Origin of the sequence: Corynebacterium sp. HMSC036D02 (genome assembly GCF_001836165.1) — a bacterium.
Taxonomy (GTDB): Bacteria; Actinomycetota; Actinomycetes; order Mycobacteriales; family Mycobacteriaceae; genus Corynebacterium.
The window spans coordinates 1-19,830 of record NZ_KV827691.1; the positions used below are offsets into that span (position 1 = coordinate 1).

The 19,830-nt window shown below is 62.9% G+C and carries 22 protein-coding genes; 5 read left to right on the forward strand and 17 right to left on the reverse strand.

Annotated elements, in window-relative coordinates; all coding sequences use genetic code 11:
• The first annotated feature begins 587 nt into the window (after positions 1–587).
• Positions 588–797, forward strand: a complete 210-nt coding sequence (locus HMPREF2743_RS08160; protein ID WP_070745168.1) for a hypothetical protein — start codon at positions 588–590, stop codon at positions 795–797.
• 241 nt (positions 798–1,038) lie between these two features.
• Here HMPREF2743_RS08160 and lepA read toward each other — a convergent pair whose 3' ends face one another.
• Positions 1,039–2,886, reverse strand: coding sequence for a translation elongation factor 4 (gene lepA / locus HMPREF2743_RS08165; RefSeq protein WP_070818559.1), 1,848 nt, complete (start codon positions 2,884–2,886; stop codon positions 1,039–1,041).
• Between the two features lie 18 nt (positions 2,887–2,904).
• On the opposite strand from lepA, the gene HMPREF2743_RS08170 reads away from it, so the two are divergent.
• The 4 genes from HMPREF2743_RS08170 (at position 2,905) to HMPREF2743_RS08185 (ending at position 5,789) form a co-directional block, all read left to right on the forward strand.
• A complete protein-coding gene (locus HMPREF2743_RS08170; protein WP_070447893.1) occupies positions 2,905–3,426 on the forward strand; it encodes a type II toxin-antitoxin system PemK/MazF family toxin in 522 nt (173 codons plus the stop codon).
• Positions 3,427–3,544: 118 nt separating this feature from the next.
• A complete protein-coding gene (gene rpsT, locus HMPREF2743_RS08175) occupies positions 3,545–3,808 on the forward strand; it encodes a 30S ribosomal protein S20 (RefSeq protein ID WP_010190855.1) in 264 nt (87 codons plus the stop codon).
• Positions 3,809–4,618, forward strand: a complete 810-nt coding sequence (locus HMPREF2743_RS08180) for a DNA adenine methylase (RefSeq protein WP_070525744.1) — start codon at positions 3,809–3,811, stop codon at positions 4,616–4,618.
• Entirely contained in the window at positions 4,611–5,789 is a 1,179-nt protein-coding gene (locus HMPREF2743_RS08185; protein WP_246824487.1) for a type II restriction enzyme, read from the forward strand. Before HMPREF2743_RS08180 ends, HMPREF2743_RS08185 begins: the two co-directional genes overlap by 8 nt.
• On the opposite strand, the gene HMPREF2743_RS08190 is transcribed toward HMPREF2743_RS08185, so the two are convergent.
• From HMPREF2743_RS08190 to proB, 16 genes are all read right to left on the reverse strand, one after another.
• A complete protein-coding gene (locus HMPREF2743_RS08190) occupies positions 5,786–6,427 on the reverse strand; it encodes a LysE family translocator (protein ID WP_070525741.1) in 642 nt (213 codons plus the stop codon). The two genes, HMPREF2743_RS08185 and HMPREF2743_RS08190, sit on opposite strands and share 4 nt — an antisense overlap.
• Positions 6,424–6,792 (reverse strand): ankyrin repeat domain-containing protein, encoded by a 369-nt coding sequence (locus HMPREF2743_RS08195; RefSeq protein WP_070818561.1) that lies wholly within the window; start codon positions 6,790–6,792, stop codon positions 6,424–6,426. Before HMPREF2743_RS08195 ends, HMPREF2743_RS08190 begins: the two co-directional genes overlap by 4 nt.
• An 11-nt stretch (positions 6,793–6,803) precedes the next feature.
• Positions 6,804–7,751, reverse strand: a complete 948-nt coding sequence (holA, locus tag HMPREF2743_RS08200; RefSeq protein ID WP_070745158.1) for a DNA polymerase III subunit delta — start codon at positions 7,749–7,751, stop codon at positions 6,804–6,806.
• On the reverse strand, positions 7,748–8,998 hold the full coding sequence (locus tag HMPREF2743_RS08205; RefSeq protein ID WP_070818562.1) for a ComEC/Rec2 family competence protein: 1,251 nt from the start codon (positions 8,996–8,998) through the stop codon (positions 7,748–7,750). Before HMPREF2743_RS08205 ends, holA begins: the two co-directional genes overlap by 4 nt.
• Positions 8,995–9,597, reverse strand: a complete 603-nt coding sequence (locus tag HMPREF2743_RS08210; RefSeq protein ID WP_070565183.1) for a ComEA family DNA-binding protein — start codon at positions 9,595–9,597, stop codon at positions 8,995–8,997. The genes HMPREF2743_RS08205 and HMPREF2743_RS08210 overlap by 4 nt, the downstream gene beginning before the upstream one ends.
• Before the next feature lie 85 nt (positions 9,598–9,682).
• Entirely contained in the window at positions 9,683–10,471 is a 789-nt protein-coding gene (locus tag HMPREF2743_RS08215; protein WP_070818563.1) for a DegV family protein, read from the reverse strand.
• Positions 10,471–11,169 (reverse strand): histidine phosphatase family protein, encoded by a 699-nt coding sequence (locus HMPREF2743_RS08220; RefSeq protein ID WP_070818564.1) that lies wholly within the window; start codon positions 11,167–11,169, stop codon positions 10,471–10,473. The genes HMPREF2743_RS08215 and HMPREF2743_RS08220 overlap by 1 nt, the downstream gene beginning before the upstream one ends.
• On the reverse strand, positions 11,166–11,633 hold the full coding sequence (gene rsfS, locus HMPREF2743_RS08225) for a ribosome silencing factor (protein ID WP_070565180.1): 468 nt from the start codon (positions 11,631–11,633) through the stop codon (positions 11,166–11,168). Before rsfS ends, HMPREF2743_RS08220 begins: the two co-directional genes overlap by 4 nt.
• Before the next feature lie 94 nt (positions 11,634–11,727).
• Entirely contained in the window at positions 11,728–12,345 is a 618-nt protein-coding gene (nadD, locus tag HMPREF2743_RS08230; RefSeq protein WP_029159020.1) for a nicotinate-nucleotide adenylyltransferase, read from the reverse strand.
• Positions 12,338–13,195, reverse strand: coding sequence for a cutinase family protein (locus HMPREF2743_RS08235; RefSeq protein WP_070818565.1), 858 nt, complete (start codon positions 13,193–13,195; stop codon positions 12,338–12,340). Before HMPREF2743_RS08235 ends, nadD begins: the two co-directional genes overlap by 8 nt.
• A gap of 9 nt (positions 13,196–13,204) precedes the next feature.
• Positions 13,205–14,110, reverse strand: a complete 906-nt coding sequence (locus HMPREF2743_RS08240) for a cutinase family protein (RefSeq protein WP_070745152.1) — start codon at positions 14,108–14,110, stop codon at positions 13,205–13,207.
• Between the two features lie 829 nt (positions 14,111–14,939).
• Positions 14,940–16,208, reverse strand: a complete 1,269-nt coding sequence (locus HMPREF2743_RS08245) for a glutamate-5-semialdehyde dehydrogenase (protein ID WP_070525725.1) — start codon at positions 16,206–16,208, stop codon at positions 14,940–14,942.
• Positions 16,209–16,282: 74 nt separating this feature from the next.
• On the reverse strand, positions 16,283–16,789 hold the full coding sequence (locus HMPREF2743_RS08250) for a DUF1707 SHOCT-like domain-containing protein (protein WP_070818566.1): 507 nt from the start codon (positions 16,787–16,789) through the stop codon (positions 16,283–16,285).
• Entirely contained in the window at positions 16,789–17,694 is a 906-nt protein-coding gene (locus HMPREF2743_RS08255; protein WP_070818567.1) for a D-isomer specific 2-hydroxyacid dehydrogenase family protein, read from the reverse strand. Before HMPREF2743_RS08255 ends, HMPREF2743_RS08250 begins: the two co-directional genes overlap by 1 nt.
• Before the next feature lie 13 nt (positions 17,695–17,707).
• The gene (locus HMPREF2743_RS08260) at positions 17,708–18,637 is read right to left on the reverse strand and encodes a D-isomer specific 2-hydroxyacid dehydrogenase family protein (RefSeq protein ID WP_070818568.1); all 930 of its coding nucleotides are present in this window, start codon (positions 18,635–18,637) and stop codon (positions 17,708–17,710) included.
• The gene (gene proB / locus HMPREF2743_RS08265; RefSeq protein ID WP_246820232.1) at positions 18,637–19,797 is read right to left on the reverse strand and encodes a glutamate 5-kinase; all 1,161 of its coding nucleotides are present in this window, start codon (positions 19,795–19,797) and stop codon (positions 18,637–18,639) included. Before proB ends, HMPREF2743_RS08260 begins: the two co-directional genes overlap by 1 nt.
• Positions 19,798–19,830 lie beyond the last annotated feature (33 nt).

Genomic DNA, 19,830 nt, shown 5'->3' on the forward strand with positions numbered 1-19,830 from the left:
CCAAGAAGCACTAACCAGACTCAACACCGAGAAAACAATCACAAAGACACAGGTCACAGCGCCAGCCCAAGGCTCACCGGGTCAAACCCCAGACAAACCGCCAACCCAACCACCAGACCCACCACCCGACAGCAGCTAACCCCCGCCGCCACCCAGCGCAGAACAAGCAGAAAGGAAAACGGCTCACCACCCGCGACAACACCGCCACCCGCCATCCGAAGGAAGGTTCGCGGGCATATCGGCGATCCTTCAGTTCAACACCACCCACAAACCACAACAAGGTACGCGGGAACTCGGCGATCCCTGACCACGGGTAATGTGCCACAAAATGCAGTGGGAGTACCGGAACTCTTAAGCTCTTAAAGAACGAGACCCGCCAACCGAGGCCAGACTGACGGGGAACTCGGCGATCCTAGGGACAGCGCACCCAACGATTGGAAGATGGTTGACGCGGATATCGGTAAACGCCTCCACTGACCCCATGCTGTGGGTGCACCCACAGCCCCTTTAAGGGACAAGACGCGCTGTTCCGCTTGTTATCGTGTTTGTAACTGCAGGAAACACTCTTACCCAAGAAAGGGCTATTCGTGACCAACCCAGTAAGTGCGTGGAAGATTGTCACCGCTATTGCAGTCGTGGGCGGTTTCCTCCTGCTCATCCCGTACTTGGGTTTAAGCCGCCACTACAACGCCCAAGAGCTCGCCATGCTGATCGAAGGTGCCAACGCCAACGGCCAGAACTACTCGGTGACAATCCACAACCAACTCACCGGCAGCTACTCATTCAATGCCGAGTAACCAAGCCGGAGCACCAAACTAGGTAAGTGAGCCTGTTGGGCTCTGCCTTCCACAGGGTTAGATCATGCGGATCAATCCAGCCACGGCATAGGACCGTCGAAGCGTGAGCCGGCGCGGGGGTGAACCTGCGCCAGTGCGTGGGCGTGGGGCCTGCGCCAGCAGTACACAGTGCCCCCTTAGTGCCGGCCGTGGCCGCGCTGATGGTTCTGCAGGCCCAGTGCCATGCTTGGCGGCGGTCGCCTTATTCAGCGTCCGTGGACAGCGCCGCGACGAATGCCTCCTGCGGCACCGAAACAGAGCCGATGGACTTCATGCGCTTCTTACCGGCCTTCTGTTTCTCCAGCAGCTTGCGCTTACGCGAGATATCGCCGCCGTAGCACTTGGCCAGCACGTCCTTGCGCATGGCGCGAATGCTTTCACGCGCGATGATCTTCGAACCAATCGCCGCCTGAACGGGCACCTCGAATTGCTGGCGTGGGATGAGCTCCTTGAGCTTCTTCGTCATCTTATTGCCATACCACTGCGCGGAATCGCGGTGCACAATCGCAGAGAAGGCATCCACCGGATCACCGTTGAGCAGGATATCCACCTTCACCAGGTCCGCCAGCTGCTCGCCGGCCTCCTCGTAGTTGAGGGAAGCATAGCCCTTGGTGCGGGACTTCAACATGTCGAAGAAGTCGAAGATGATTTCGCCCAGCGGCATGGTGTAGCGCAACTCCACGCGGTCCTCAGACAGGTAGTCCATGCCACCCATCTGACCGCGCTTGGACTGGCACAGCTCCATCGTCGAGCCCACGAATTCCTCCGGCACGATGATGGTCATCTTCACAATCGGCTCGTAGACCTCACGGAGCTTGCCGCCAGGCCAGTCCGACGGATTGTGCACCATGGACTCTTCGCCGTCCTCCGCCACCACGCGGTAGGTCACCGAAGGCGCAGTTGAAATCAGGTCAAGACCAAACTCTCGCTCCAGACGGTCGCGCGTGATTTCCATGTGCAGCAGACCCAAGAAGCCACAGCGGAAGCCGAAGCCCAGGGCGACGGAGGTCTCGGGTTCGAAGGTGAGGGAGGCATCGTTAAGCTGCAGCTTCTCCAGCGCGTCACGCAGGTCCGGGAAGTCCGCCTGGGAGATTGGGAACAGGCCGGAGTACACCATCGGGTTCGGGTCAGCGTAGCCCTTGAGGGGCTCACTCGCGCCATTCGACGCCCACGTAATCGTGTCACCCACCTTGGTCTCACGCACGTTCTTCACGCCGGTAATCAGGTAGCCCACCTCGCCCGGCCCCAGGCCCTTACACTTCTGCATCGTGGGGCTGACGATGCCTACCTCCAGCAGCTCGTGGTTGGTACCCGTGGCCATCATGGTGACCTTCTGGCGCGGGGTCAGCTTGCCGTCCATCATGCGGATATAGGTCACCACGCCGCGGTAGGTGTCGTAGACGGAATCGAAGACCATCGCGCGGGCCGGAGCATCCTCGCCGAACTCGGACGTCGGTGCCGGGATGAGCTCCGCCACCTTATCCAGCAGCTCCGGCACGCCCTCGCCGGTCTTGCCGGAAACGCGCAGCACCTCTTCCGGCTCGCAGCCGATGATGTGAGCAATCTCCAGGGCGTACTTCTCCGGGTCGGCCGCGGGCAGGTCAATCTTGTTCAGGACCGGGATGATCTCCAGGTCATTTTCCATGGCCAGGTAGAGGTTGGCCAAGGTTTGGGCTTCGATGCCTTGGGCGGCGTCGACAAGCAGGATGGCGCCCTCACAGGCTTCGAGCGCGCGCGAAACCTCATAGGTGAAGTCCACGTGGCCGGGAGTGTCGATCATCTGCATGACGATCTCCTGGCCTTCGAACTCACCGGAGCGAGGAATCCAGGGCAGGCGCACGTTCTGCGCCTTAATGGTGATGCCGCGCTCACGCTCGATATCCATGTTGTCGAGGTATTGGTCCCGCATGTCGCGCTCCTCCACCACCTGCGACAACTGCAGGATGCGATCAGCCAGCGTCGACTTGCCGTGGTCGATGTGGGCGATAATGCAAAAGTTTCGGATCTTGGACGGATCCGTAAACGTAGTGGCCGCGAAGTTTGTAGACATGTGTTTAGAATAGACGACATGTCTAGGTTGGCACGCATTCTCGGTATCGGAGGCCCCGAGCCTGTCGACGTCGGTCTCGAGCGCATCACCGAAGGCCTAGGGCTAAACCAGAATGATTCCGTGACGGAGCCCCGCAAAGCCGCCGACATTCGCGTCGAGTGTGCCGACGCCCACCCGCGCAGCGTTTTCTTCACCCCCGACATGGACGGGCAGGCGGACTCCGGGGAGGTCGTGTGGGTATGGGCGCCCTCGGATGGCAAGCAGTCCCCGCCGCGTGAGCGCGCCGTGCTGATTGTTTCGCGCACGCGCACCACCGTGCTGGGTCTGCTTATCTCCTCCAACCCGGGCCACGCGAACAAGGAAGAATGGCTCGATATCGGCACCGGCGAATGGGATGAATCTGGCCGGCAGTGCTGGGTGCGGATGGACCGCGTGCTGGAAATCTCCGAGGAACAATGCCGCCGACAGGGCACGCTCTTCCCGGAGCGCCGCTTCGAGCGCATTGCCAACAGGTTGCGCTCCCGCTATCACTGGGCGTGATTTGGGAATTAAGCCCACGCCCTGCTAAATTTTTTGGGATGCCGGGGCACGCTGGCGGTCAGGACCTTGGGTCCGCCTTCCTCGGTAAAGAATTCCTACGACTCTAAGAGGTATATCGATGGCAAACATCAAGTCCAAGCAGAAGCGCATCCTGACCAACGAGAAGTCTCGTCAGCGCAACAAGTCCGTACGCTCCGCCGTGCGTACCGAGATCCGCAAGTTCCGCGAGGCCGTCGCCGCTGGCGACAAGGCTGCCGCTGAGAAGCAGCTGCGCGTTGCTTCCCGCGCACTGGACAAGTCCGTGTCCAAGGGCGTCTTCCACCGCAACACCGCGGCTAACAAGAAGTCCGGCATGGCCACCGCCTTCAACAAGATGGCCTAAATGAAACCGCTCCTGAAGTGGGTGGGGGGAAAGCGCCAACTGCTGCCCGTTATCCACTCCGTGCTGCCCGAGAGCTTCGACACCTATGTCGAGCCTTTCTTGGGCGGCGGAGCGGTTCTTTTTTCTTTAGCGCCCGAACGCGCCCGGGTCAATGACCTGAACACCGAGCTCATCACCGTCTACGAGGTGGTCCGCGATAACGTGGACGAGCTCATCGCCCTGTTAAAGGGCTATCCGAATGATTCGGATTTCTTCTACGAGATGCGCGCCCGCGACCGCGAGCCGGGTTTTGCGCACTTGAGCCCCGTCGAACGGGCTGCCCGCACGATTTATCTGAATAAGACCTGCTACAACGGGCTTTATCGGGTGAATAACGCCGGCCAGTTCAATGCCCCATTTGGCCGCTATGCCAACCCGAAGATTTGTGATGAACCCAATCTGCGCGCGGTTTCGGAGTATTTGTCCACCCACGACGTGACGTTTTATAACGGCGACTATGCGGCGGTGGAGGCCAACGAGGGGGATTTCGTTTACTTCGACCCGCCTTATGATCCTGTCAACCCCACGAGTAATTTCACCGGCTACCAGTCGGGTGGTTTTGGGCGCGCGGACCAGATTCGGTTGAAGGAAACCTGCGACGACCTCAACGCCCGCGGGGTGAAGTTCCTGCTATCGAATTCGGCGACGGACTTCATCAAGGAGCTGTACGCGGACTACCTCATCGAGATCGTGGGGGCTACGCGCGCGGTGAATTCCGTGGCGTCGAAGCGCGGCAAGGTCGATGAGGTGCTCGTGCGCAATTATGCTTAACGACGCCGCCTGGGATCGTGTCTATCCCCACCTCGCCGCCGACATCGCGGCTCAGGGCTTTGCGGTGTTGCCCGCCGCGAAGCTCAAGGAGCTCTCCGGCCGCGAGCCGCGGTTGATGGCTAAGCATGATTTTTCCGCCGCGCGCCCCGAGGTCTTTCGCCAGCACGGGTTGTCCATGCTGCCGATTCGCCGCGATGCCTACCTGATTGGCCGCTTTGACCTGTACCAGCCTTTCCCGGAGCAGGCTGGGCCGTTGAAGTCGATGCCGGTTCCGCGACACATCCAATCCATTGACTTCGAGAACCTGACCTCGGAGGCAGCGGCACTCACCGCGGCGAGCTTAAGCGGGATGCTCGATGATTTCCTGGGCGGTGAGCTGGTGCCGACGGTCAGCGGACGCATGTCGACGCTCACGCTGCCCATGCGTATCGGCGGGCGCGACGTGGTGGTGGACCGCGCCCAGATGGAGATCGATGCTGGCTTCGAATCCGCCGAGCACCTCGTGCTCGTAGAGGCGAAGAATCACCTCTCCCCCGACTTCAACATCCGCCAGCTCTACTTCCCTTTCCGCCGCTTCTCGCTGGCTCTGGACAAAGAGGTGGTGCCGGTGTACCTGGTGTATTCCAACGGCATCTTCCACTTCTACCGCTACGTGTTTAGGCAACCGGAGGACTTCCGCAGCATCGAGCTGGTCAGCGCGGCGCGCTATGTTTTGGGCGAGTCTGGCGTGACTGAGGCGACGGTGCGCGCGGTGCTGGCGCGCACACAGGTCGAGGGCACGCGCGTTCCTTTCCCCCAGGCGGATTCCTTTGCGCGGGTCATCAGCTTACTGGAGAACCCAGTGGCCAAAGCGGAGATGCCCGAGAAATTCGGATTTACCCCGCGCCAGGCTGATTACTACACCAACGCCGCCCGCTACTTGGGCCTGACGAAGCTCAGCGGCACGCGCGATGAACGCAACCTCACCCTCATCGAGGCGCTGGCTTCCCGACCGGTGCTCCGGGACATGGTGCAACACGTCGTGACTAGCCGCCGAGCGGTGAATAAAGAAGAGGCGATGGTCTTCATGCGCGCGGCCAACCTGGGTCTCAATGACACGACCCTGCGCCGCCGTTCCGGCACGGTCGCGGCGTGGTCGCAGTGGCTGGCGGAGCTCCTCGCACAGGCTTAGGTGGCTTGAATGCCGGCCCACGCCAAGGCGCAGCCAGCCACCACGAAGAAAACGCCGGAGGCGATATCAATCCACGGGCCCACGGCCAGGAGGCGGCGGCGAATCGCGCGAGTGGAAATCACCGTCGAGAGGAAGACGAAGAGCAGGTAGCTCGACAGCGACAGGCTCAGCACCAGTGCCACAGAAATCCACACCGGCGGATGCGGCGGCAGCAGCGGGGCGACCATGGCGGCGAGGAAGAGCACGATCTTGGGGTTGGACAGGTTGGTGGCCAACCCCGTGCGGAAGACCTTGCCCACCGAGCCCAAGCGCGCGGCGGCCTCCTCCTCATCCACCGGCGGCTGCTTACGCAGCTCCAACCCGGAGCGAATGGAGAGCACGCCCATGAACACCAGGAAACAGCCACCGATCACCTGAATCAGCGAGAGGACGCCAGGGAAGGCGGTGAGCAGGGCGGCCGCGCCGAACACGGTCAACGTGCACCAAAACAGCACGCCCACCTGGATGCCCGTCGCCGCAGCAATGGCGTGGCGGCGCGAGCGCGTGGCATAGCGCGTCACCAAGACGATGTCGGGGCCGGGCGCTGCCGCACCGACGAGGTTCATCAGGAGAATGGCCGCGAACGCGGACCAGCTCATGACAGGCGCTCGAGAAGGTCCTCGCGTCCAAACATGCGGGCCGAGTCGAGGGCATTAGGCTGGCCGGCGGAGGGGTCGGCGCCGGCGTCGAGAAGGGCGTCGATCACCGCGTCTTCCTTCTTAAAAATCGCCCCAGCCAAGGGCGACTGGCCGCGATCGTTGAGGAGGTTGACGTCGGCCCCCGCCGCAGCGAGCTGGCGCACCAGCTCCGCGTGGCCGTGGTAGGCGGCGAGCATGATGAAGGACTGCCCGTCCTGGTTCACCATGTCCACGTTGACGCCCTGCTGGATGTACTCGAGCAGCGTGGCATCGCCGTTGCGGGCAAAATCAAAAAGCTTGGTGGCAAAGTTCTGGATATCATCCATGGAGGGTTAGTCTAGCGCGCCAGCTCCGCCACCCGTTTAACGGCCGCCTCGATGGCGAAGGACTCGTCGCCCCCCTGCCCCTTGACCGCGGCATCCAGCTCCGCCATGAGGATGACGGCCTTGGTGATATTCTCCCCCGACCAGCGCCGCGCCACGGGCTGCGTGAGCTTTACCGCATAGGGCGCCATGCCGGTCTGGGAGGCCAGCGAATACTGATCCCCGCGCGCAGAGTAGAGCCGCGCGATATTGCCCACCTTGTTAGCCAATGCCGAGGCGATGGCCACCGGGCTCGCCCCCAACTGCAGCGCTCGGCGGCACGTGGAAACCGCCGCCTCCACGCGGCCAGCCACAGCAGCATCTGCGATATCCCAGTTGGCCACCTCGGCCACGCCCACGTAGTACGCGTGCACCGCCTCACGGGTCACCTTGCCGCCTGTGTCGAAGACCAGCTGCGAGATGGCGGAGGCCAGTTCGCGGAGGTCGGAGCCAACACCGTCGAGAAGCGCCTGCACCACATCCGGTGTAGGCCGCACCCCGTGCGAGGCGAACTCACGGGTAGCCCACTGCGCGAGCTCGTTCGGGTATAGCGAAAAGACCTCATGCACCTCGGCCGTCTTGCGCAGCGCCGCGATGAGCTCCGGCGGCTTCTTCTTTTTCTTCAGCGTCTTCGCCGTCACCGAGTACATCAGGATGAGCGTGATGCCGGGCATGGGGTTGGCGCAGGCGTCGAGAAGGATCTTGGTTACCTCTTTGCCAGCCCTCTCCACGTCACTGATGACGATGACGCGGTCTTCCCCGAACAACGAAGGGCTCGTCGCTTCCAGGATTTCGCCTTCGCTCACCTCGGAGGCCTTGAGCTTGGTTACCTCGCCGTGTTGGATACTCAGGCGGGCGCGCTCGGCCAGGAATTCATCATCGCCGAGGATGAGGTGCACGGGGGCTGAAGACATGCCTGTCATCTTAGCAACGCCGCAATGACCCACCCGCCAAGCAGGAGCATCGCAATGGGCCCCGCCGCCACGGTGGTCACCGGCATGGCCGCGGCGACGAAGTGGATCCAGTCCGCCAGCGGTTCAATGAGGATAACCAGCGGCCTGCCCAGCCCCACTTGTGCAAGCGCGGCGGCGATGAGCCCCACGACGGTGATGACCGGCACGACGGGCGCCACCAGCACGTTGGCGATGACAGAGACCACCGAGACACGCCCGGTCATCAACGCGATGAGCGGCATGGTCACGATATCCGCGGCAATGGCCACGGCGAAGGCACGCGCAACGATGCCAGTCCCCAGCACCCGCAGCAACAGGGGGCTAAGCACCACGATGCCGGCGGTGGCCGCCACGGAGAGCGCGAAGCCGAAGCTGACGGCTAGGTCGCTATCCGCCGCCAGCAGGAAGAGCACCCCGAGGGACAACGCGTGCAGCGGCTCCATCCTCGAAGAGTTCAGCACCGCCACCAGCCCCGCCAGCCCGGCGACGGTGGCGCGTTGGACGGAGGGCTCCCACCCCACCAGCGCTACGAATAACGCCAACGCGCTTGCCGACGCCCCCACCCGCACCCGCTGCCCCGACACCACCAACGCCGCCGCGGTGCACACGATGGCAACGTTGGAGCCGGACACAGCGCTCAAATGCGATAGCCCGGTGTCGATGTAGAGCTGCTGATCCTCGGGGCTTTGCAGGCTAGTATCGCCCAGCACCATGCCGGGGATCAGCCCGTTATCGCACACGGCGCGGAAGTTTTCAGCCACCGCCGCCGTCCAGCTATGAGAGTGTGCGGTGAGCTCGCCGCTGAAGACAGTTGTGCCTACCCCGACCTGCTCCGAGGGGCCGGGGTGGCCGTGCACCGTCACCAGCGAGCCACCGAAGGCCTCCGGTTTTTCTTTGAGGAAGACCGGCAGCTGCGCCGGGTAGCCCGGCACGCGCAGGCGCACCATCCACCCGGATGCCGTCTGCAGAGGATCAGCAGCCAGCTTTCCCGTCACTTCCGAACCGAAATGGAACGCCCCGGCGCGCATTGAGCGCACAAAAGCCAGGGTGGCAAAGATGACTCCGCTCGCCGCGCACAAGATGCCCTGCCCGCGCCACTGACCGCGTAGCAGCAGGAAAAGAACGAGCCCGCACAAGATCCACGGATGCCCGAAAAGCACGGCGAGCGTGGCCAACCACGCCACCACCGCGGCGGGCACGAGCCGCAGTTCCCTCACGGACGGACCTTATCCTTCAGCTGCGCAAACTTCGCCGGACCAATACCGGAGACGTCCATGAGCTGCTCCACGGTGGTGAAGCTGCCGACCTCCTCGCGGTGCGCAATAATCGCCGCAGCCGTGGCCGGCCCTATGCCGGGCAGCTCCGTCAACTCCTCCTCGCTGGCAGAGTTGAGGGACACCAGCCCCTCCCCCGCGGTTTCTGGGGCGTTGGGTGGGCCGCCGACGGTGATCTGCTCGCCGTCGTTAAGCTTCTGCGCCAGGTTGAGGTTATCGGTGGGCACGCGCGGGCGCGCCACCTCGAGGGCGTCGTTGATGCGCGCGCCCGGCGCCAAGGTCACCAGCCCGGGCTGCTCTACCTCACCTACGACCGAGACCACGATATCGGCCGCTACCTCGCTGCTCGGCGCGGCCACCTCATAGGGGTTCTCCGCGCTACGGCTCATCCCCAGCCAGGCCAGGAGCGCGACGCCGGCCACGCCCGCCGCGACAAGCGCCAGCCAGGGTGGCACGCGCACGCGCGGGAAATCGACGTTGAGCAGTTCTTCTTCGCCTGTCGGGCGGGTGAGGTCACGGAGGCGATCAGCAATGGCATTCATGCCCGCGACGCTACGTAAGCGCCTTCACCCCCGTCGAGGGCTCAAGCCGCAGCCTGTGGATAACTTGTTGAAGGCATCAACAACGTCAGCTAAAGACCGCGGAGACGCCGATGGCTCCGGGGCCGACGTGGACGGAGAGGACGTCGGTAAGCGGCACCAGCATGAAAGAGGAATCCGGCAGCGCCAAGCGCAGCAGGTCCTCCAGCCGGCGGGCCGAGACCTTATCCTCGTTGTACTGCACCGCAATGAACGCCGGATTGCCCTCCGCACGGGAGGCCACCAGGTCCACGAGCTTGGTAAAGGCCTTGGTTTGGGTGCGGGTCTTGCCCACCATCTCCAGCTTGCCGCCTTGGATAGCCATGATGGGTTTGGTGGCCAGCAGGGCGGTGGACAGCATCGCCGTGGCCGCAGACATGCGCCCGGAACGGCGAAGCTCCTCCGTTGAGTTGAGATAGACCCAGGTGTGCCCGCGCTCAAGGGTGTTGATGGCTGCGGCATAGCATTCGTCGAGTGAGGCGCCTTCCTGGGCAAGCTTGGCCGCCGCCATGGCGGCCGCGCCCATCGCCATGCCGGCGGTGCCAGAATCGATAACACGCACGGTGTCCGGGAAAACGCCAGAGGCAGTCACCGCCGCTGACCACGTCGAGGACAGCTCCTTCGACAGGTGGATGGCCAGCACCCCATCATCGCCGGAGCGCTCCATCTGACGGCCATACAACGCAGCCAGCTCGAGGGCAGTCAGACCCGAGGTGGACAGCTCCGCGCCGTCCTTGCCGTGGCTTTCCATGACGTGCAGATCGACAACACAAATGTCGAGCTCCTCGACGATATCCGCCGGCAAGCCCGCGACGGAATCGGTGACGACGCGAATCACTAGACGTCCGCCCCTGCACCACCAACGACAGCGCCACCCATGTTCCAGCCGTCGAAGTACCACTGGGCACGGCTGACGTTCTCCGGGGTGAATTCCAGCGGGGAGAGCGGACGAGCCGCATCGAACTCGGGCCGCGCGGTCAGCTGCGACCAGTGGGTGTTCTTCAAACCGGAGAGGATTCCATACTGATGGTGCTCAAGACCCAAAAGGTGGCAGGTCAGCGCGGAAATAGCACCGCCGTGCGCGACGACGAGCACCGCGCCCTCATCCCACTGCGGATGCTTCTGCATGAGCTCATCAATAACGGGGCGCGCGCGGTTAGCCACGTCGACGCGGCTCTCGCCCTGCGGCGGCGCCCAAGTGGGGTCGTGGCGCCACAACGCACGCGCCCCGGGAAATTGCTCATCCACTTCAGCCGAGGTCATCCCCTGCCACTCACCCAGGTGGGTTTCGCGCAGGCGCTTATCGACGGACACCTCAAGCCCCAAGCGCCGAGCAATAATCTCGGCGGTATCGCGCGCACGGATGAGATCCGAGGAGACGATCGCGGTGATGTCTTTGCCCTCCAGCAGGTCGGCGGCGGCGCGCGCCTGCGAGTAGCCTACGTCCGACAGCTCGGTGTCCAAGTGCCCCTGCATCCGGCCGGTGGCGTTGTAGGTGGTCTGGCCGTGGCGGATGAGGAGGAGGCGGCGGGTCATAATTCGTCGTCTTCCGGCTCTGGCTGGGCCAGGGGAATCTCATCGATCGAGTCCACGTCGCGCGGGTTGACTTCATTAGACCACTCGCCGGGGCGTTCCGGGGTGTCCACGCCGGGGATGTCGAGAAGCGGGCAGTCGTGGTACAGGCGGTCCAGACCGTAGAACTCGCGCTGATCATTGCGCTGAACGTGGACCACGATGGGGCCATAGTCCAGCAGGACCCACCGGTTCTCGCGATTGCCTTCGCGGCGCTTGGGTTCAAAGCCCTTCTTGGTCAGCTCGTCTTCGACTTCCTCCACGATGGACCCCACCTGGCGCTCGGTATCGGCGGAGGCCAAGACGAAGACCTCGGTAATCGCCAGCACGTCGGAAACGTCAATAGCGGCGATGTTGGTGGCCAACTTTTCATCCGCAGCCAAGGCGGCGGTTTCCGCCATCTGGCGTGCTTCATCAGTAATCGACATGACAATCCCTACACAAGTACGTTTTCTTAAGATCTCTAGTGTTACACGACAAGGCTCATTTTCCTAGTCGAATTCCCCCGAGAATGCGCGGAGGCTACAGGGGCTTTTCCGGGTGCGGGCTATAAAGGTGATTCTTGGCAATGTATTGCACTACCCCATCCGGTACGAGGTACCACACCGGCTGGCCCTGCTGGGCGCGAGCGCGGCAATCGGTGGAGGAAATGGCCATGGCGGGAATCTCAATCAGCTCGATATCATCCTGGGAATCCTCCGGCAGCATGTCTTTGCGCAGCTCATAGCCGGGGCGGGTCACACCAACAAAATGGGCCATTTCCAGCATCTCTTCCCAGTTGCGCCAGCTCATGATGGAGGCCACCGAGTCGGCACCAGTAATGAAGAAGAGTTCGGCGTCCGGGAAAATTCCGCGCAAATCACGCAACGTATCGATGGTGTAGGTGGGCCCCTCACGGTCAATGTCCACACGCGAGACGGTAAAGCGCGGATTCGACGCCGTAGCCACCATGGTCATCAGGTAGCGGTGCTCGGCGGCGGTGACCTGCTTATCGGCTTTTTGCCAGGGCTGACCGGTGGGGACGAAGACCACCGTGTCGAGGCGGAAGCGGTGAGCTACCTCGCTGGCGGCGACGAGGTGACCATTATGGATGGGGTCGAAGGTGCCACCCATGATGCCAATGCGTTGTGGACTAGTCATGGCTGGTGAGTATACCGGCCACTGCGTCAATGACCTGCACGTCCTGCTCGGAAGACTCCCCCAAGAAATAGGAGGCGTGACGCTCCGCCTTGGTGGCTAGAGCGCGGTTGGCGGCGCCGAGGGAAAAATCGCATACGAAATCACCGTCGAGGCAGTAATCGACAGAGCGGTTCCCAGGGAGCCCGGCGCGGTTTTTAGCCCACGGGACCTGGTGAAGCGGGTTGCCGAAGGTGAGCATGGCGTGCAGGCGCCCGGTCTCGGCCAAATAGCCCTCCACGCTCGTTGCGACGAGCGCTCCCTGCGAGTAGCCGGCGGCTACCCACCTCGGGTGGCAACCGGTGGTGGTCTCATAGTTGTCCACCACCTTCGGTGCGTTGCGGGCACCGGTACGCAAACTATCGATGGCCCCGAACGTGACCGAATATGCCATTTCCCCGAGGGAGTGCTGCTGGAGAATCCCGAATGCCCGCTGCATCAGCTGAAGTGGGCTTAAGTCCTCGCCCTCCTGCGCCAAAGGCGGCAGGTTCATGGCGGCCGGATAGGCCTCCGAATCCAGCGCCAGCACGTACACGCCTTCCATAGTGCCCGGATGACGCTGCTCTACCTTGTGGAACAGGGCAGCAAAGTTGCGCCCTTCAAAGCCCGTAGACTCTGGTGCGCGCTCGGAGTAGCGCTGCGGGCCCACGTACTCGCCTTGCTCTTCGTTTTGGTCCGAACCGCGGGCGACGAGCACCACGGTATCGGGGCAGGCTTCAACGCCGCTCGCCGACGCCACCGGCGCGCTGAGAAGGGACGCCGCCGTGCCAAAGGCGGCAGCTACACAGGAAACACGAAAAGAAAGAGACTTCATTCTTTCTGTTTAGCGGAAACGGACGCCATCTACCATGCGGCCGATGGAATCGTAGACCTGATTATCCCACTGGTGGTTGGTGAAGAAGTACTGGCTATGGGAGCCGCCGGTGGGCTTAGCGGCGTAGAGGGTCTGGGCGGAGAGGTCGCACACTGCGTCGAGCGGCAGGCAGTAGTCTACGCGGCTGACGTTGGCGCGCATCTGTGGGAAGTAGCCCATCGGGCCACCCGCGCCCTGGGTTGCGCCGACGACGGCCGGGTCCCCTGCGCGGGTCAGCGGGTTGCCAAAGGTCACGACGCCTGCGAGCTGACCGCGGTGGGCCAGTTCCACCTCGTGGTTGGACAGGATCATGGCGCCCTGGGAGTAGCCAGACAGGATGTATTGCGGGTGGCAACCGGTGGCGGCTTCATAGCTGTTGATCGCGCTGGTCGCGCCACGATTGCCGGTCTGCACGGAGTACATGAACTGGTTGATGGCGGAGACCGCGGTGTTGATGACCGGGTTGGCGTACTGCGTGGCCAGGCGCACGAGGTCAGCCGCGGTGTTCGGAACCGACTCGTTCGGAACAGAGTATTCCGGGTAGGTCGCCGGGTAGTATTGCGGCTCCAGCCCCAACACGTAGACGTCCTTCATCAGCGAGTTGCCACCGTGTGTGGCCTGATAGCGTGCTTCAGCACCCTGAAGCATGGCGCGGATGGATTCTCCTTCCCACCCGTTGGAGGCTCGGCCACCCTGGTTGGAGTACTGCGTGGGGTAGATCTGGCCGTTCTGGCCGGAACCGCGCGCGGCGACGACGACCACAGCGGGGCACTGTTCGTCGGCATGCGCGGCGGGGGCGGAAATGGTGTGGGGGACGATGAGGGCGGCTGCGGCCACGACGGCGGCGGCGACGGAGGAAGCAATGCGGGACAGCATGAGAGGAAGGCACCAATCAGTTCTTTGTTATTACCGCGCTTTAGAGTACCCAGTCCTGTCCCGCCGCGCAGCACGAACCCCACACAAGGCGAACAATCTACTCGAAAAGTTTTCGAGTAGGATGTTTTGCGCAGGTCAGGCTCGAAAAATTCCTTTCGAGTAGCTTTCGAGTAGCCTCCAGCGGCGCGTCTGGCCAGTGCATTAGAGCACCCACTTGGTAGACGTCACCTGATTTAGGCCAATGTAGCGTGTAACAATCCCACCCCACCACCGAAAACCACCAGGTAACAGTGTCAAGAGTCACGTTGCCCACCCATCCAAGACTTAAGTCAGGTCACAACGACCGTTTCTGTAAAACACTGCACGTATCTTCGCGAGATGAATTACCTTCTTTGCTCCCCTCGCAACGCGCAACGTCTGCATGCCTCCATCGACATGCTGGAGACATCTGGCAAAAGGCATCTGCCATAAGGCGTTTTCACGGCTAAAAACGCCTTTTACTCATTGCAGATGGCGTTTTTGGACCCAAAGATGCCTTCTGCCAGATGCCTTTTGCGAGACGCCCTCCTGACTGAGGGCAATGTAGTGCGGAACAATCCCACCCCACCGCCGAACAGCACCAAGTAGTAGTATCAAGAATGACGTTGCTCACCCACCTATGTCCTAAGTCGGGTTAGAGGACCCAGTGCTCCCCCGGCGTGCAGCACGAACCTCGCGCAAGGCAAACAATCTACTCGAAAAGTTTTCGAGTAGATTGTTTATTGTTTTGCGCAGGTCAACCTCGAAAAATTCTTTTCGAGTAGCTTTCGAGTAGCTTTTCTAGCTGCCTCTAAGGGCGGGTCTGGCCGGTGCCCTGCAGCACCCACTTGGTGGACGTTAGCTCCGGCAGCGCCATCGGGCCGCGCGCGTGCAGCTTCTGGGTGGAGATGCCGATTTCAGCGCCCATGCCGTAGACCTCGCCATCGGTAAACGCGGTGGAGGCGTTGAGCATGACCGCTGCGGCATCCACCTCGTTAGCAAAGGTCAGCAGCACGTCAGCATCTTGGGCGGCAATGGCTTCGGTGTGGCCGGTGGTGTACTCGGCAATGTGCGCGATGGCGCCGTTGACACCATCGACCACCTTGGCGCAGATATCCATGGAGAGGAATTCTTCGCACCACTCCTCGTCGGTTGCCTCCACGGCGTCCTTGACACCGAAGGCCTCAAGCTCCTTCACATCGCCGTGGATGGTAACCCCTGCCTCCTGAAGGGAGGTGATGATGCGGAGCTTGGAGGCGTCGTCCAGCGCGGCGTCGATCAGAACGCCCTCCGTGGCATTGCACACCGAAGTGCGGCGGGTCTTGCCATTGATGACCATGTCGATGGCCTTGTCCAGGTCGGCGGAGGCATCAACATAGAAGTGGCAGTTGCCGGTACCGGTCTCGATGGCGGGGACGGTGGCGTTTTCCACGACGGCGTTGATAAGGCGCGCGCCGCCACGCGGGATGACCAGGTCCACCAGGCCGCGGGCGGTGATGAGGTCCTGCACAGAATCGTGGGTCTCACAGGGCAGAAGCTGCACGCCTTCGCGCGGCAGATCGAACTCCACGAGGGTGTCCTGGAGGAGCTCCACGAGCTTGGCGTTGGAGTTCTTCGCGGACTTGGAACCGCGCAGCAGCGGCACGTTGCCGGACTTGAGGGCCAAGCCGAAGGCATCGACGGTGACGTTCGGGCGGGCCTCGTAGACCATGCCCATTACACCGAGTGGCACACGAACCTGCTTCATCTGAATGCCGTTATCCATGGTGCGGCCCTGCAGGATCTCCCCCACCGGGTCCTGGAGGGAAGCTACCTGGCGCAGGCCGCCGGCAATGCCTTCGATGCGGTCGGCGTCCAGCGACAGGCGGTCGATGAGGGACTCGGACATACCGTTGGCGCGGCCGGCCTCGATATCAAGCTGGTTAGCAGCAAGGATATCCTCAGTGTGCGCGATGAGGTTCTCGGCAGCGCGGTTGAGGATTTCATTCTTGCGCGGGGTGGGCAGCTGCGCGAACTGTGGCGCCACCGCCTTGGCGGCGCGGGCTTTGGACAGAACTTCTTCACGTTCGGTGTTGCTCATGCCATACCAGCGTACGGAAGGTCTGCCCGCTTGTCAGGGTTTTTGTGCAGCTATAGGCGCTGATTGGATTTTGGTTAGGCCTCGAGCTCGCGGCGGCGCTCGGCAGCGGCACGCAGGCGCTCAGCGCGCTTTTTCTTTTCCCCTTCGGAAAGCTCATCGAAGAGCTCTTCATCCGATTCGCTGAACTTCAACACCCCGCGCGCAGCCCAGGAAGCGAAGAACGCGATGACGGGCGAGATCCAGAAGTAGCTCCAGTCGAAGACGAAGAGGCCCAGGAAGAGCGCAATCATCGCTACGGACCAAATGACGGAATCCGCTATCTGCACCTTGCGTCCGCGGGAGAGCATGTCCTCCAACTCCGCCTCGTGGCGGCGTGCGGGTGTTGTGGCGCTGGGGGTGGAAAGCTCTGGCAGGTCCGCGAAGAGCTTTTCGACGTCCCCGCGCGTGCGCGCCGCGGCGGCCTCGCCGGTGCGCTGCTCAAACTCATCGGGGCCTAACGCGCCGTTGACGAAGTGCTGGCTCAACTGCTCCAGGGCCGCGGAGCGCTCGGCATCACCGACGCGGATTTCGGGATTCTCCATTAGTAGCCTGCCTTCGGGTCAACCAGAGTAGGCAGCTCCTCCCCCGCCGCGAAAGCCTTGGCCACCTTGATGGTGTGCGCGCCAATCTTCTCGCGCACGGAGCGCTGCGTGTTAGCAATGTGTGGGGTAATGACCACGCGCTTATCCTGCCACAGCGGGTGGTCCTCCGGCAGCGGCTCAGGGTCGGTGACGTCGAGTGCCGCACCCGCAATCTCCCCTGCTTCCAGGGCCGCAACGAGGTCCTCGGTCTTGATGAGCGGGCCGCGGCCCACGTTGACCACCACGGCATGCTCCGGCATCTGCTTAAAAGCCTCCGCATCCACCATGTAGCGGGTCTCCGGGGTCAGCGGGGCGATAAGCACGAAGTAGTCCGCTTGCGGCCACACCTTGTCCACCTGGGAAATCGGGTAAGTCTCCTCCGCCCCCTCAACCGGGTTGCCGGAGCGGTTGACCGCAATGATGCGCGGCCCGAAACCAGACAGCATGCTAATCAGACGCTTGCCAATGCCACCGGCACCAATAATGGCCACCGTCTTATCGTCGTAGAGGTAGGAGGTGTGGGCCTCCATGTCCGCATAGGAATCGAACGTGCCGTTGACTCGGCGGTGCGCATGCAGCTGCGCCAGGAGCAGCGCGATAGTGGATTCCGCCACCGTGTTGTCATAGACCCCGGCGGCGTTTGACCACGGCACGCTGCTCCCCTTCATTGCGTCGAGCACGTGATCCACGCCCGCCGAGGGAATCTGCACAAAACCGATGTTCTCCAGCAGCGGGTCCGGGAAATCAGTGCCGTTGCCGGTGTAGATGAGGAAGGAGGCCTCATCAAGCGGGGCGCGCTCAAAGCCCGCGGCGTCGAGCACCTCGATGGTTTCCTCCCAGGGGTGTGGTTCGATGGCGTACTTCATGCACATCCTCCTTTTAGTAGCCGGCGTCCGAGTCGACGCGCGTGGGCATTTCTTCGCCGCGCTCCCACGCGGCGGCGTTGGCATTGAAGATAGCACCCAGGTGGTACTGGGCCACGTGATCCGAGGCCGCCATGTGCGGCGTCAGGGTGGCGTTGGGCAGATCGTAGAGCGGGTGGCCATCCGGAAGCGGCTCCGGGTCCATGACCTCGAGGCCCGCTCCCGCGATCTCGCCCGTGCGCAGTGCGTCCACGAGATCATCAGTGACTACGGTGCTGCCGCGGCCGACGTTGATAAACACCGCCGAGCGCTTCATGGCGCGGAACACGGCTGCGTCGAAGAAGGCTTCCGTGGCGCTCGTCGCCGGCAGGATGCTCACCACGAAATCCGCTTCAGACCAGGCCTCGTCGACGCGCTCGATGGGCAGCGTCACGTCTGCGCCATCCACTGGGCGGCCCGAGCGGTTCACCGCAGTGATATGCGCGCCGAAGGGCGCGAGGTAGGCCATGAGCTGCGTGCCGATTCCTCCCGCGCCCACGATGAGCACTCGCGTAGGCCCCTGTTGGTCATAGAGCCAAGCCTGGGATTCATCGAGCTGACGCGCCACCGACCACGACTTCGCCAGCGCGAAAGCCTTGTGGTGGTGCGCCTGGGAGAGCATCAACCCCAGCGCGGATTCCGCCACGGGTTTGGCAAAAGCGCCCGCGGAGTTGCACCACGGCAGGCCATCGCGCCGGATGAGCCCGGCCTCGATATGGCGGTTCACCCCAGTGAAGCAGTATTGCACCCACTGGATGTTCTCCGGAATCTCCGGGGTCTGCGCCGGATCGGAGGCGGTGTTCACAAAGACCTCCGCCTCCTCCAAACTGCCGACGCGCTCGTGCCCAGCAGCGTCGATATCTGCCACGGTCGCTGCCCACACATCGGGGCCCATGAAATAACGCATCAAATTCGGGAGGCGAAATTGGACAGGTAATCAGCGTGGACAACGGGACGGCGCATGTCCTCCGGGAGCTCCTCGGTGTGCTTGCCCAGAAGGTTGCGCAGCGTGGCGGAGTCATAGCCCACCTCACCGCGGCCGATGACCTGCCCCTTGGGTCCCAAAATGTCCACGATCTCTCCGGCGCTGAACTCACCCTTGATATCCGTGATGCCCACGGCCAGCAGGGAGTTTCCGCCGCGAACCACGGCCTCCATGGCGCCCTCGTCGAGGCGCAAGGAGCCGCCGGTATCCGCGCAGTAGAGCGCCCAGAACTTCCATGCGGACAGGCGGCGCTCCTCGCGGGTGTGGAAAACGGTGCCGACGGAGGCGTCGTCAAGCGCCTGCCCGATGTTATCGGCCGAGGTCAGCAGCACGGGAATGCCGCCGCGCGTGGCCAGGCGGGCAGCCGAGACCTTCGTGGCCATGCCGCCGGTGCCGACCTTGCCGCCATCGCCGGCAACGACCGCCTTGAGGTCCTTGCCGGTGCGCACCTCCTCCACGAACTTGGCATCGGGCTCCGCCGGGTTCTTGTCATAGAGACCGTCCACGTCGGAGAAGAGGAAGAGAGCATCCGCGCCGACCAAGTTGGCCACGAGCGCAGACAGGCGGTCGTTGTCACCGAAGTGCATCTCGGAGGTCGCGACGGTGTCGTTCTCGTTGACGATGGGCACCGTGCGCATCTGGCGCAGGCGGTCAATGGTGCGCTGGGCATTGCGTGCGCGATCGCGCTTGCCGACGTCCGACGCAGTCAGCAGCACCTGCCCAATGGTGCGGTTATAGCGAGCAAAGGACACGCCCCACTCGTAGGCGAGGTGGACCTGGCCCACCGCGGCGGCTGCCTGCTTGGTAGCCAAGTCGGTGGGGCGCGTGGTCAGGCCCAGCGGGCCCATGCCCGCAGCCACCGCACCAGAGGAGACGATAATGATGTCCGAGACATTCATGCGGGCGCACACGGCATCGACGATCTTGTCAATCTTCTCCGTCGAGGTCACGAAGTCATCGCGCGTCAGCGAGGAGGAGCCGATCTTGATGACGATGCGCTTGGCTTTGGAGATCTCCTCACGCAGGGGTGAGGAGAAGCCGCTGGATTTTTCCGACAGCGTGGTCGTTTCCGGATAGTCCATATCCGGGGTTGGCCCCTCAAAGGGTTCGAGGGG

Bases quoted from the DNA above. Each gene is read 5' to 3' on its own strand.
- lepA (WP_070818559.1), bottom strand. From the start codon at position 2,886: ATGTCTACAAACTTCGCGGCCACTACGTTTACGGATCCGTCCAAGATC.
- HMPREF2743_RS08170 (WP_070447893.1), top strand. From the start codon at position 2,905: ATGTCTAGGTTGGCACGCATTCTCGGTATCGGAGGCCCCGAGCCTGTC.
- rpsT (WP_010190855.1), top strand. From the start codon at position 3,545: ATGGCAAACATCAAGTCCAAGCAGAAGCGCATCCTGACCAACGAGAAG.
- HMPREF2743_RS08180 (WP_070525744.1), top strand. From the start codon at position 3,809: ATGAAACCGCTCCTGAAGTGGGTGGGGGGAAAGCGCCAACTGCTGCCC.
- HMPREF2743_RS08185 (WP_246824487.1), top strand. From the start codon at position 4,611: ATGCTTAACGACGCCGCCTGGGATCGTGTCTATCCCCACCTCGCCGCC.
- HMPREF2743_RS08190 (WP_070525741.1), bottom strand. From the start codon at position 6,427: ATGAGCTGGTCCGCGTTCGCGGCCATTCTCCTGATGAACCTCGTCGGT.
- HMPREF2743_RS08195 (WP_070818561.1), bottom strand. From the start codon at position 6,792: ATGGATGATATCCAGAACTTTGCCACCAAGCTTTTTGATTTTGCCCGC.
- holA (WP_070745158.1), bottom strand. From the start codon at position 7,751: ATGACAGGCATGTCTTCAGCCCCCGTGCACCTCATCCTCGGCGATGAT.
- HMPREF2743_RS08210 (WP_070565183.1), bottom strand. From the start codon at position 9,597: ATGAATGCCATTGCTGATCGCCTCCGTGACCTCACCCGCCCGACAGGC.
- HMPREF2743_RS08220 (WP_070818564.1), bottom strand. From the start codon at position 11,169: ATGACCCGCCGCCTCCTCCTCATCCGCCACGGCCAGACCACCTACAAC.
- rsfS (WP_070565180.1), bottom strand. From the start codon at position 11,633: ATGTCGATTACTGATGAAGCACGCCAGATGGCGGAAACCGCCGCCTTG.
- nadD (WP_029159020.1), bottom strand. From the start codon at position 12,345: ATGACTAGTCCACAACGCATTGGCATCATGGGTGGCACCTTCGACCCC.
- HMPREF2743_RS08235 (WP_070818565.1), bottom strand. From the start codon at position 13,195: ATGAAGTCTCTTTCTTTTCGTGTTTCCTGTGTAGCTGCCGCCTTTGGC.
- HMPREF2743_RS08240 (WP_070745152.1), bottom strand. From the start codon at position 14,110: ATGCTGTCCCGCATTGCTTCCTCCGTCGCCGCCGCCGTCGTGGCCGCA.
- HMPREF2743_RS08245 (WP_070525725.1), bottom strand. From the start codon at position 16,208: ATGAGCAACACCGAACGTGAAGAAGTTCTGTCCAAAGCCCGCGCCGCC.
- HMPREF2743_RS08250 (WP_070818566.1), bottom strand. From the start codon at position 16,789: ATGGAGAATCCCGAAATCCGCGTCGGTGATGCCGAGCGCTCCGCGGCC.
- HMPREF2743_RS08255 (WP_070818567.1), bottom strand. From the start codon at position 17,694: ATGAAGTACGCCATCGAACCACACCCCTGGGAGGAAACCATCGAGGTG.
- HMPREF2743_RS08260 (WP_070818568.1), bottom strand. From the start codon at position 18,637: ATGCGTTATTTCATGGGCCCCGATGTGTGGGCAGCGACCGTGGCAGAT.
- proB (WP_246820232.1), bottom strand. From the start codon at position 19,797: ATGGACTATCCGGAAACGACCACGCTGTCGGAAAAATCCAGCGGCTTC.